The sequence below is a fragment of the Pseudomonas sp. PDM25 genome (assembly GCF_019219045.1).
Taxonomy (GTDB): domain Bacteria; phylum Pseudomonadota; class Gammaproteobacteria; order Pseudomonadales; family Pseudomonadaceae; genus Aquipseudomonas.
On sequence record NZ_JAHUWL010000036.1, the window covers coordinates 1 to 10142 of the forward strand.

The 10142-nt window shown below is 54.9% G+C and carries 14 protein-coding genes and 1 pseudogene; 2 read left to right on the forward strand and 13 right to left on the reverse strand.

Going from position 1 to position 10142, the window contains the following annotated elements:
* Positions 1–125: 125 nt before the first annotated feature.
* Positions 126–698: pseudogene (locus KW848_RS30860) on the forward strand (SOS response-associated peptidase); the annotation flags it as partial.
* 41 nt (positions 699–739) lie between these two features.
* On the opposite strand, the gene KW848_RS30865 reads toward KW848_RS30860, so the two are convergent.
* The 10 genes from KW848_RS30865 to KW848_RS30910 all read right to left on the reverse strand — a co-directional run bounded on the left by KW848_RS30865 (position 740) and on the right by KW848_RS30910 (position 5746).
* Positions 740–991 (reverse strand): hypothetical protein, encoded by a 252-nt coding sequence (locus tag KW848_RS30865; protein ID WP_218539108.1) that lies wholly within the window; start codon positions 989–991, stop codon positions 740–742.
* A gap of 730 nt (positions 992–1721) precedes the next feature.
* Positions 1722–2072, reverse strand: coding sequence for a nucleotidyltransferase domain-containing protein (locus tag KW848_RS30870; RefSeq protein WP_218539109.1), 351 nt, complete (start codon positions 2070–2072; stop codon positions 1722–1724).
* A 10-nt stretch (positions 2073–2082) separates the two neighbouring features.
* Positions 2083–2328, reverse strand: coding sequence for a hypothetical protein (locus tag KW848_RS30875; protein ID WP_218539110.1), 246 nt, complete (start codon positions 2326–2328; stop codon positions 2083–2085).
* A gap of 9 nt (positions 2329–2337) precedes the next feature.
* Positions 2338–2643, reverse strand: coding sequence for a hypothetical protein (locus KW848_RS30880; protein WP_218539111.1), 306 nt, complete (start codon positions 2641–2643; stop codon positions 2338–2340).
* An 11-nt stretch (positions 2644–2654) separates the two neighbouring features.
* Positions 2655–2936, reverse strand: coding sequence for a hypothetical protein (locus KW848_RS30885; protein WP_218539112.1), 282 nt, complete (start codon positions 2934–2936; stop codon positions 2655–2657).
* A gap of 131 nt (positions 2937–3067) precedes the next feature.
* The gene (locus KW848_RS30890) at positions 3068–3295 is read right to left on the reverse strand and encodes a hypothetical protein (protein WP_218539113.1); all 228 of its coding nucleotides are present in this window, start codon (positions 3293–3295) and stop codon (positions 3068–3070) included.
* A gap of 62 nt (positions 3296–3357) precedes the next feature.
* Positions 3358–3894, reverse strand: coding sequence for a 3'-5' exonuclease (locus KW848_RS30895; RefSeq protein ID WP_256365342.1), 537 nt, complete (start codon positions 3892–3894; stop codon positions 3358–3360).
* 314 nt (positions 3895–4208) lie between these two features.
* Positions 4209–4496, reverse strand: a complete 288-nt coding sequence (locus KW848_RS30900) for a hypothetical protein (protein ID WP_218539114.1) — start codon at positions 4494–4496, stop codon at positions 4209–4211.
* 26 nt (positions 4497–4522) lie between these two features.
* Positions 4523–4735: a hypothetical protein gene (locus KW848_RS30905; RefSeq protein ID WP_218539115.1), complete on the reverse strand. Its 213-nt coding sequence runs from the start codon at positions 4733–4735 to the stop codon at positions 4523–4525.
* A gap of 816 nt (positions 4736–5551) precedes the next feature.
* Positions 5552–5746, reverse strand: coding sequence for a hypothetical protein (locus KW848_RS30910; protein WP_218539116.1), 195 nt, complete (start codon positions 5744–5746; stop codon positions 5552–5554).
* Here KW848_RS30910 and KW848_RS30915 point away from each other — a divergent pair.
* Positions 5745–6770: a GIY-YIG nuclease family protein gene (locus KW848_RS30915; protein ID WP_256365343.1), complete on the forward strand. Its 1026-nt coding sequence runs from the start codon at positions 5745–5747 to the stop codon at positions 6768–6770. The two genes, KW848_RS30910 and KW848_RS30915, sit on opposite strands and share 2 nt — an antisense overlap.
* A 369-nt stretch (positions 6771–7139) precedes the next feature.
* On the opposite strand, the gene KW848_RS30920 is transcribed toward KW848_RS30915, so the two are convergent.
* The 3 genes from KW848_RS30920 to KW848_RS30930 are packed head-to-tail and all read right to left on the reverse strand — an operon-like array spanning position 7140 to position 9073.
* The gene (locus KW848_RS30920; protein WP_218539117.1) at positions 7140–7340 is read right to left on the reverse strand and encodes a hypothetical protein; all 201 of its coding nucleotides are present in this window, start codon (positions 7338–7340) and stop codon (positions 7140–7142) included.
* 9 nt (positions 7341–7349) lie between these two features.
* The gene (locus tag KW848_RS30925) at positions 7350–7865 is read right to left on the reverse strand and encodes a hypothetical protein (RefSeq protein WP_218539118.1); all 516 of its coding nucleotides are present in this window, start codon (positions 7863–7865) and stop codon (positions 7350–7352) included.
* 38 nt (positions 7866–7903) lie between these two features.
* Complete coding sequence (locus KW848_RS30930; protein ID WP_218539119.1) at positions 7904–9073, reverse strand: ATP-binding protein; 1170 nt, start codon at positions 9071–9073, stop codon at positions 7904–7906.
* Positions 9074–10142 lie beyond the last annotated feature (1069 nt).

Consider the following 10142-nt stretch of genomic DNA (forward strand, 5'->3'; position numbering starts at 1 on the left):
GTCGGATGAGGTCAAATGGCGTTGAGCGCCATCGGACAGGGGAATAGCTAAAGCCCCGTAATATCTAGGCTATCAGGCGTTATCTTGGATGGGATAGGATTATTTCGGACAATTAAAAAGCCGGCTTGTGGCCTGGGTACATGGGACCCTTTTTGCGTGCACGGGGAGAGGAAGGGGTGGAGGAGGGGGAGAACCCGGTGGAGGCGCTGGTTGGTATGTTCGGTCTGCTGCCGTTCTGGGCGAAGGACACCAAGCTCGCGCGCAACACATACAATTGCAGGAGTGAAACGGCTTCGTCCAAACCGTCATTCCGATCGGCCTGGGCCAAGGCCCAGCACTGCATCATTCCATGCACTGCGTTCTACGAGCCCGACTGGCGTTCTGGCAAGTCAATCTCCACACGCATTACCCGAGCAGACGGTGCCCTGATCGGTATTGCCGGCCTGTGGGAGCGGTGGATTAATCCATCGGGAGAAGTGGTGCACAGCTATAGTATGCTCACGATCAACGCGGCGGAGCACTCGTTGATGCGCAATTACCACAAGCCCGATGACGAAAAGCGCATGGTGGTCATCTTGCCGAATGACGTGCATCAGGATTGGTTACGGGCGCCAGCGGAGGACAGCATAGAGTTCATGCGGCCGTATCCCGCCGACAGGCTAATCGCCGAGGCGGATCCTGTGCAGGGCAAGGCCTAGTCGGCACGGCATGGTCGCGGTGTCTTGGTCGAAATGGATAATCAGTAGCGCCAGCCGCCAAGCTCGCCGGACTCCCATCGGATCGGCTGACCGTCGAGGCCTTCGCATTCATCGACCGGACCGGCAATGGTGAAATCGGCGCCGGGGTGCTCGTCGTTAGGGGCTGGCGGACACGCCCAGTTCAAGCCCTCCAGGCGCTTGCGCGCCTGTTCCCAGCTTTCTCCCGGCCGCGCACCGGCCTTCACCTGGGCATCAGTCAGCGGCGGCAGCTTGTTGGGTTCTAGTGTCGGCATAGAGGCAACCCCTTTCGCAATTCTGACCAATATTTTCCACACGCTCGGAAATATTGAATGTCGTCGCGCATTACCGTTTAGGGAGCTTACGTCGATGGTTTCCCGACCTACAGGGAATAAACCCGCATCCTAATCGTCTGGGTCGCTTGGGCTTAGCCCAACCTTGACGGCTGGGCTGGTCATTACCTAGGAGTTCTAATCTGACAGTGGCGGTCTTAATGACCCAAGCTTTTCACCCACCACTCAATCCAAAAAACCGTGATGCCGGTGATTACGATCACAACGGGGGCGATTCCAATACCGCGCCATTTTGCTGCCTTCTGCATGGCTTCTCACGCCTATACGCTTGCTGTGTGTCCTCGACCAGCTCGAAATAATCGTGTTGAACGGCGCGTACTGTACCTTCGATACTCGTACCGTCACTCAACTTTATGTGTGCGCGAGTAAGTCCTGGAGCCTTAAGCAGGGCAACCCCAATTTCGGGAACAACAACCGAGATAAATGCATGCATGCGCTGCATGACCATTTTGACCGTTTTCGGCTCTGCGGTTCGGCCTAGCCCGCCAGGCTGACCGTAAATGAGGGTTAATTCAATTGGACCTGTATACACGCTCACGAAAGCATTCCTATCGTTCAGTAGATGCGAAATCCGCATCTTTCTACGGCCTCGGCCCCGGGTTTCGGCCGGGGCTTGGATGTACCTGGGCGGCAGATCCGCACCTTCCCTGGATCAGCTGGTCGGGATGTTTGAGGTAGTATTTTCAACGTCATAGACCACAAGGCTTGATTGCTCTAACGCCGCATGGATGCGAGGCGTCTCTCCCTCATCTCCGAACCAATCAAGATCGATGGCAACAGGAACAACGCCGGCTATCGATGATTTGAGCCGTTGCGCTTCACCGGTCCAAGTTGTAAATGGACTGCTATCACCTGGCAGGGTGAAAATCTCGACCGCAACATCAAAATCGCAATCTGGTCGATGGGTGCCCCGAACCCGACTGCCAAACAGGTAGGCCTTGCGAACGAGAGGTTGAGTGCCGGCCCACTTCGCAATCGCTGCTGCCATATCATCAAATTTCATGTTTTTCCTTTCAGGTGTCGATGTTCGGCCAGCACTCCGCGGTAGGTCGTACTTGTCGACCATGCGCGGCGTCGGCATAGCCAAGACGGGCCAGGCGCTGGGCGCGGTAGGTCAGGCCCAGTGCATTGCTCCATGGGACGCCCGCATCGTGCCGCTTACGACCGACCATATACGGTATATCAACATTGATCGAGTGGTACCCAGCACCCTCGGCACGCAATCGGGCAACGTAGCGTTCAAGCAGGTCGGCGCGCATGGGACATTCCTAGAACGGTGCGCTGTCGAGCGCAGGCATGGTTTGGTGAATGGTGGGAGAGGGTGACTTGGCTTCGCGGGCTCGCACCTTCGCCCAGGCTTCGGTGCTGTCCTCGCTATGGCCGCAATGCCGGCACTGATAGCCGTCACTGCGCCCGCTCGGATCGGAGTCGCATTCGTGGAACTCCATCGGCGTGAAGTGGCACATGGGCACCGGCCCAATGTCGAGCCTACGCATCAGGTCGTTGTAGTCATTCATCACCTGAAAGTAACGAGCTTCGTCTTCGGGGGTAATGGGCTGCTCGATCATGGCCATGGCTGCCTCTCCTATCGTCCGAAGTATTCACGCAGGTGATAACCATCGAGCTCGTGCGGCTCACCCTGGTCATCGATCACCCGAACAAAGGCAGGCATGGCGATTGGGTGCATGGACTCCACGCGATAGTTCTGACCCTGGGTGAACGCTTGCTCGGCGCTATCGTCCATCACAAGGTTCTTGATGCACTTGAGCCTGGTGCCTGTCGAGCAGTCCCAAACGCGCTTGTCGGCGGCGGAGACCTCGGCCAGTGCCTCGTTAATTTCGGACTGTGTGAATTCAAGTTCGCTCATGCTTGTCACCTGCTCGTTCCTGTAGCCGAAAGTGACCCTATTTTACTGACCATACCCGGGCTGGAGGGCGGGTTGGGGTGTGCCTGGAGGGGCAAACCCTCGATTACAACATTTGCTCTGTCATGTTCTCTTCAGCCATCGCTATCGGTTTTGAACAACGCGTTTTGCCATGACGGGTAGGTTTTAAATACGGCTGCCACGACCGCTTCTTCGCCGGCGCCGGTTGCAAGGCCCTGGCGAACCATATCGTCTAACCAAAACAGGAACAGGTTGCGGTCAACCTTGCATTTGCCATGATGCTGCTCAATAGCGTCGGCAAGCTGATTGAGAAATTTGAGGGCTTCAGTCTCTTCGCTCATATCATTTCCCCTCAACACTAGATGGTGTGTTCGATTAGTTGGTTAGTGCCGCCACGTTTCCATCAACATTTTGGCCGGGAAGGCTTTCGCCCATTCGTTCGCCGTTGCAGATAGCGCAGAACACCGAGGGTCATACGAGCATCGGCCAGGGCGCGGTGGGCGCCATCCTCCAACACGCCGCATTCGTGGGCGGCCTCAATCAGCTTGATCCAACGCCACTGCCAGCCCTGACGCCCTTCCACCCACTCGCCGTTCCATGAGGCATACAGCAGCATGGCGCAGGCGGTGGTCAGAATCGGCGTGGTCAGGCCGTGTATCTGGTGGGTCTGCTGCAGCAGTCTCACGTCAAAAGCGGTGTTGTACGCAACGACTGTGCGACCAGCAACGACGGCCGCGTACTGTTCGGCCACCTCGGGCCAGCTCGGCACGGTGGCCACCATCTCGTCAGTGATGCGATGAATCGCGGTCGCCTCGGCCGGGATCGGTTGAGTAGGTCGCACTAGCGTATCGAGGATCGGAGTACCGTTCGTGTCGATATTCGTGATTTCGCACACCTCGGCGTCATCCCCCACGCCTATTGTTTCCGTGTCCAGCAGCAAACAGCCGCCCCCGATTAGCTCCTGGGCGCGGGCGGCGATAGCTTGACGACGAAGTTGCGTCGGACCTGGCTGCCAGATCCATGGCACGCAGTCAGCTGGATCATAGACGTTGTAAGCGCACCGTCCCTGCCAAACAGTGCCAGCAGGCTTGGTGCTCGGCCCCGGCGTTCGGCTTTCAGGTGGGTCTGGCATCGCCATCCTTTGGCTGCCGCCTCTGCGGGGGTCATGTGGAGTCTCTGCTTAGGCATCGATTTTTTCCGGATCAAGTCTCCTGCACTGACACAGTTTGAGGTCCAGTCGGAGGGTACTCGCGACTAAACGAGCAGGTGTGCCATGCCTGCAACCGTAAAGCTCAGGCCGACGAGCAGCGCAACTCTAAAGCGCGTCTGGTAAGGACGATAGTGTGCGCTTTCAATCTTCGAGAACTCGGCTTCTCCGATGCCTGCATCGCTCCTCGCGTACAAAGCGATTTTGAGGTTGCGCTTGGATTTTTCAGGGTCCCGTTTCGCCTCAACGTAGCGTGAATAGTTCCAGTACGAAATCCCAAGCGCCGTTGCGCACAGTGTCCATATCACTGATTGGATGAACAATACGGATGTCACGTTGCTCCTACCTCCTTGAACAAATCCTATCTGTTATCGGCGGCCCGCAATGCCGCCTTGATGGTGTTGCGTCGGGTTGTTGCGCGCCTAGATTTTTCGGCTTTCTCGATCACGCTTCGCACCGCAGCCTTGGCCGCAATCAAATGCGTTGCGTCACCCGAGGTACCCTCAAGGATCGCGCTCAGATAGCCGGTAACGTCACGCAATGCTTCCAGTTTCCTGAGCAGTAACGTAGGCACTCGATCCCTTCTTGGCGATTTCTCTTAACTCTGCGGCTGCGGGATGGATGTCTGGCTTCCGCCATGACTGTCCCCCGTGGTTATCCTTGAATTATTCAGCTTGCGGCCGGAGCACGTATACGGCGTGACACTCGCAGCAATCCACTTCGAAGGTCGTGAAAGGCAAAACCGTGAAAACCCCACCGGTATTCACCGATGGCCATGCTTCAGCGTTGTGTTCGTTCGAGGTGCCGCACCAGGGGCATGGAACAGTAATGGTTGATGTACCCGGTGAAATTACAGGAGCCACCTCTGCCAGTGCTGAGGAGGACACTTCAACCTCGAAACGGTGGTTACAAAAACGGCACGCGTACAGTCGAAGGTTGTCAGGCAGCTTCTCGCCGTCCTGACTCTGTTCTGAACCCGGGCTACCATTCAGTCCCCTGCATGCTGTGCAGAACGCTTGAAGCCCACCGCCGTAACATTCCGAGTTTCCCGAGATGCGATCCAGCTTCATATGATTGTCCTACTGTGCGAGGGGACTTAATCACCCCGAAATGTTGATACTGTGACGCGGCCTTGCCGGCGAGCGGATAATCCGTGGTCAGTTGCTGGCGTTGTCCAGGGCAATAAATGCTGGCAAGGCCACACCGGCATTGCGCAGACGAGCATCAGCAGCCAGCAGCAACTGGCAGGCCGGGCACTCATCATCGCGAACAAGCGCGCCTTCCAGAATGTCTGGTCAGGAACCACAGTTGACGCGGGTAAGCTGACCCGAGGCTACCGCGTACAGGCCAGCCACCGCGTCCAGAGTAATAGGTGCGAGTTCAGTGCCGGCTATTTCAGATCATCCCCAGTCAGGTCGAAATACTGGCTCGACAAGACCGACATTTCAGCCCGCAACTCGGCAACCTCATCGTCGCTGAGCTTGTTGCCATAGCCCGCGGCAACAACCAGGTCACGTAACGTTGCATGCTCGCCTGCAAGGCGATCTGCTTCGGCTTCCTGTTCCTGGGTCAGTGCGCGTGTCATGGCCAGTTTTCCATGGTCAGTTAGTAAATGGTCCGAAGCGCCTCAAGCAATCAACGAGACCGTAAATTCAGCCGCCAAAGCCTGTGTAGAGCTCGCCATTATCGAGTTCATATTATCAGTTCAAGGCAGGGTGCAAGCCCTCGATGCACTCCTCACCTACAACGAATACACTCGCGATCATGACTACCTGGGGAGCGTTGAATTGAACCTGTTCGATCTGTTGAAACTGTGGGAGCCGACGTTTACGCCGGAACAGGCCAAGGTCCACCTGGCCAGGTACAACGGCGAGGATCACCCGCTCGATGTGTTCATACAGGGAGGCTTCGACAAGTGGCAGAGGCGTCAAAGTAACCGCAATTTTAAGCTGCCCTATGTGGTTTCGCTGATTCAGGCCGGACGTCCAACCCGCTGGTTGTTTGCAGGTCTGTTTCGGACAATGGATTGCGTCGAAAGAGGCGGCCCGAAGGCTGACTACATCTACACCCTGGAGCGTGTGCCGGCGGCCGAAGAGTGGGTGGGGCGGCTGTATCTGAGCAGCAACTACACCAAACGTAACTCCTACCCGTACGGAGAAACCCTGGCTGGCGACCTGGCAGTGACTGAGCTGCTGGCCGAACGCCTCAGCATTGGCCATTTCCCCGGCTTCAAAAAGGTCAACCTGACCAAAAGCCAGCTCGATGTGGTGGTGCACCAGAACGTTGATTCCTGGCGATCGGCTCTGTCGAGCGTCAAGGGCATCTACCTCATCACTGATACCCACACCGGTAAGCTCTACGTAGGCAAGGCCGACGGGGAAACCGGCATATGGGGGCGCTGGTGTACGTATTCGACGACCAGCCATGGCCACAACGTGGCGCTCAAGCGGGAGTTTGGCATTGATGCTCCGCCCGAACGTGAAAAGGATCTGCGATTTTCATTGTTGGAGATCGCAGACCTGCACGCGATGCCGGGGGAGATCGATTCGCGCGAAAGTCATTGGAAGGAAATTCTGTTGACCCGCTTGCATGGGTACAACCTCAACTAGCCACCTCACAGCATCGGCGCCGGGGGGAAGCCCCCCCCCCTGTCTCTGGGCTTCCGAACTCTTAACTGATTATGTCCCTGATTATCCGGCCAAGGCCGCGCTTTGAATAGCCTTCGGTGTATCCGTTAGCGACGTCAACATCATGCTGATCCAGTGCTTTCCTTATACGTCGCTTCACACCTTTGGAGCCGCTCGATTGGCCTGCTCCATAAACAAGCAAAGCCGCTAAACAGGCCAATGCGAAGTACGCAGCGTCAGCATCCAACATTCGAACTCTCTCCGCTTTCAGAGGCGCGGAATCGTGCCGCTCCTGTGGACCAATTCCTGCACGATGCCAAAGCGCTGGGTGTACCTGGGTAACCTATTTTGTCACTTTCTCCAGACAAGGGCCCCATTCGTTTCCCAGCCCAACTCAAGCAATCGCGAACGATCAGTAGTGGTGAGGTCAACAAATTCTTCCTCTTGCGTTTCGAGGGTTCGTCTAGCGCGACCGCTGGAATAGGTGCACATCGAAGGTTTGTATTTCTTCAGAATTTCCAGGCCTGCTATCAGGTTATCCACTACGTGCATGGCTTATTCCTACACATTCGGGCGTAAAAAGAATTGCCCCATTTTTTGGGGTAGTGAAGCGTGTCTGCCAAGCACAAGAGGGTCATAATCAAGCTCGAGAATTTCATAGATCCGCTGGTAAGTCATGGTGCATGCCCATTGGAAATCACTGATCTTGTGTGTATCGAGCCTACGATTATGGAGCTTCACAAACGTCAAAAAATCATCCGTCGGCCCCGAAAGTCTTACCTCTAGAGACTGATAATCTGCATCGTCAATGTGCGCGCACTTGTTTCGAACCTTGTTAAGCTTGCGACAGGCGTTTATCGCCCAGTCATCACTCGCTGTGCCGAGGTCAGCCTGGACCGCTGTAAGACGTGAGGCGAATTGCCTCGTTCTAGGAGCAAGCGAACGGGCTTGAATCCGTTTTATCAAGGCGCTTTCAATCGCAAGATGGTTGGAAACGATCTGTGCCACCACGTCGCTGTAAATTCTGGGGATACCCATTCCCAGCGTGCCCAGGTGAATTCTTCCATCCGTAGTCATAGTGCTTTGCTTTTCCTGTAATTCGAACCTCGCCGTTCTTATTCACCGCGACGGCGAAGATACTCAGCGAAAAGAGGAACCGAGAAATCAAGGAAGCCATGATCTGTGCTGTAGATCATTCCCTTGGCAATAATGTTGGCCCGAGCCGGCCCCAGTGAGGATTGGTCGCGCCCCATCTCCTTAGCAATACCTGCCATGGGATATGGACCATCACCAAGAGCGGCCATCGCATTCACAAACTGGATCTCGGCCTTGGTAAGCCGGTCGTACCGAACCTTGAAGAATCCTTCATCAAGGCGGGCGAGGGTTTCAGGGTAAGCGCGATCTACATCACCGAGTGTGATTCCAGGACCAGGTGCTACATCCCATGACGTAGAACCCCACTCTTGCAAAAAAAATGGATAACCTTTCGTTCGAGCAAAAATTGAATCGAGAGCAGCATCCTCTATCGTTTCCTCTTCCTCTTCAATAGGTTTGCGAACTGCCAGTTTTGCGGATTCTTCATCGAGCGGGCCGACAGCTGGGTAATGGAACAGTCGCTCTGCGTACGACTTTGCCTCGCCAGCCAACTTAGCAACCTGCGGAAGCCCCGCCCCAACCAAAACTACAGGCAAACCGCGTTGAGCCATCCGATGCATCGAAACGATCAGCGCTGATAAATCATCTTCAGAGAGATATTGAACCTCATCGATGAGTAGAACCCATCCCTTACCAGCAGCTTTTACGCCTTCACCAATTACTGTGAACAGGTCTGGTAGGTCGTGCTGAAGGTCGCCGCTATCAGCCAGCCCAGGCTCTGCAGCTTCAACACCAACCTCAACTCCGCCTATGTCTATTTTGAAGATCGCGGCAAAATTGCGCAGGGCTCCCATACCTTGACTGGCTATCTGCTTTGCTGCTTCGAATCCCGATAGAGAACGCATCACCCGTCGAAGCTCAGGATAAAGGAGAGTAGAGAGCGTGTTTTTCTCCGGCGCCTCAAGTTGAGATACGAGCATTCCCTGCTCCCTAGCGATATTCCCGATTTCGTTGAGAAGAACCGTCTTGCCGACTCCACGTAGGCCCAAGAGCATCAGCGATCGGGCCGGCTTCCCTCTCACTGCACGCCCACAAGAAATACGAGCCATCTCCAAGATAGGATCCCGGCCAGCGAGCTCGGGCGGAGGAAAACCTGCGCCAGGGGCAAAGGGATTACTGTAGGGATCCATCACAACCTCATCTAGAAAATATCGAAACCTAAGTAAAGATAGCTTTATTTACTATAATTGCATAGAGATCACTATAGACCTCAACAAATGAGTAAGAGCTACCCTCATTAGGGGTGTAATTATCGGCACCAAACTAGGTTAATTCTCAGCGTTTACGCAATTTAAAATGCCCAACGAATCGTCGCTTGATCGACAGTCAAATAGGGCTTGCTGTGGTCAACGAATGGCCACGGATGGTCTGCGCCGTCTCCACATCGCCAGAAGCCTTCAATACCTTAGCCGCTAGGACCGTCCGCTGCGCGATGATCCCTGCTAGCAATCGCATTTATTTAGGGAGCCAACATTGTCCATTCAAAACACAGAACGGATGCTGGGTGCCTCGTCATTTATCCCACCCCAGGTAACCCACGCCGCAAACGGCTTAAGCCGCTTTCGAGCGTGAGGGAGCCCCCTTGCATTCTGAAATGTGGTGAGACACTAGGAACGAATGCAATGAGCCCCCGGCGCTCTGCCCATCCCCATGCAACACACATCAGATTTGGGGACCTGGTAAAGAGCGCGATGGTTTCAATATCGGAAAGTGGTAAGCAGGCAGAGGCCTGGCACTCGTGAACAGGGCATTGCATTCGCACCTGCCACCATATTTCTATACATACCTTACTAAACCTTTACTTCACCATTCCTTGCTACACCCATTACTACACTCTTCGCTACACCCATTACTACACCCTCTGTTAATCATTACTGATCTTCAAAAGGCTAATAGATTCTTACATCACGAATCATCAATATAGATACCAATCTAGGTCCTATTCAGAGGGCTATTAGGCATCCCTCTCAATGGCGTAAGCAACATGAACTCCATCACTCTGCTTGCTGTAGCTCAGCCAGTCACAAGACCAGTGCCATACGATGATCTGAGGTCAGTCCATGGTGATCAAACCGTAAATAAATACTCATCCCACTGAGGTTATGTATTCACTCAGCGGATCACCTTCATGGCTAACCAAACCAAGCGTCACATCGGCAACAGCAATCTTCACCTGCACCACGAGCACAGCTTTCGCGG

Excerpts from the sequence above, each read along its gene's own strand:
- KW848_RS30865 (WP_218539108.1), bottom strand. The coding sequence starts at position 991 with ATGCCGACACTAGAACCCAACAAGCTGCCGCCGCTGACTGATGCCCAG.
- KW848_RS30885 (WP_218539112.1), bottom strand. The coding sequence starts at position 2,936 with ATGAGCGAACTTGAATTCACACAGTCCGAAATTAACGAGGCACTGGCC.
- KW848_RS30915 (WP_256365343.1), top strand. The coding sequence starts at position 5,745 with ATGGCCAGTTTTCCATGGTCAGTTAGTAAATGGTCCGAAGCGCCTCAA.
- KW848_RS30875 (WP_218539110.1), bottom strand. The coding sequence starts at position 2,328 with ATGCGCGCCGACCTGCTTGAACGCTACGTTGCCCGATTGCGTGCCGAG.
- KW848_RS30890 (WP_218539113.1), bottom strand. The coding sequence starts at position 3,295 with ATGAGCGAAGAGACTGAAGCCCTCAAATTTCTCAATCAGCTTGCCGAC.
- KW848_RS30870 (WP_218539109.1), bottom strand. The coding sequence starts at position 2,072 with ATGAAATTTGATGATATGGCAGCAGCGATTGCGAAGTGGGCCGGCACT.
- KW848_RS30880 (WP_218539111.1), bottom strand. The coding sequence starts at position 2,643 with ATGGCCATGATCGAGCAGCCCATTACCCCCGAAGACGAAGCTCGTTAC.
- KW848_RS30925 (WP_218539118.1), bottom strand. The coding sequence starts at position 7,865 with ATGACTACGGATGGAAGAATTCACCTGGGCACGCTGGGAATGGGTATC.
- KW848_RS30920 (WP_218539117.1), bottom strand. The coding sequence starts at position 7,340 with ATGCACGTAGTGGATAACCTGATAGCAGGCCTGGAAATTCTGAAGAAA.
- KW848_RS30930 (WP_218539119.1), bottom strand. The coding sequence starts at position 9,073 with ATGGATCCCTACAGTAATCCCTTTGCCCCTGGCGCAGGTTTTCCTCCG.
- KW848_RS30910 (WP_218539116.1), bottom strand. The coding sequence starts at position 5,746 with ATGACACGCGCACTGACCCAGGAACAGGAAGCCGAAGCAGATCGCCTT.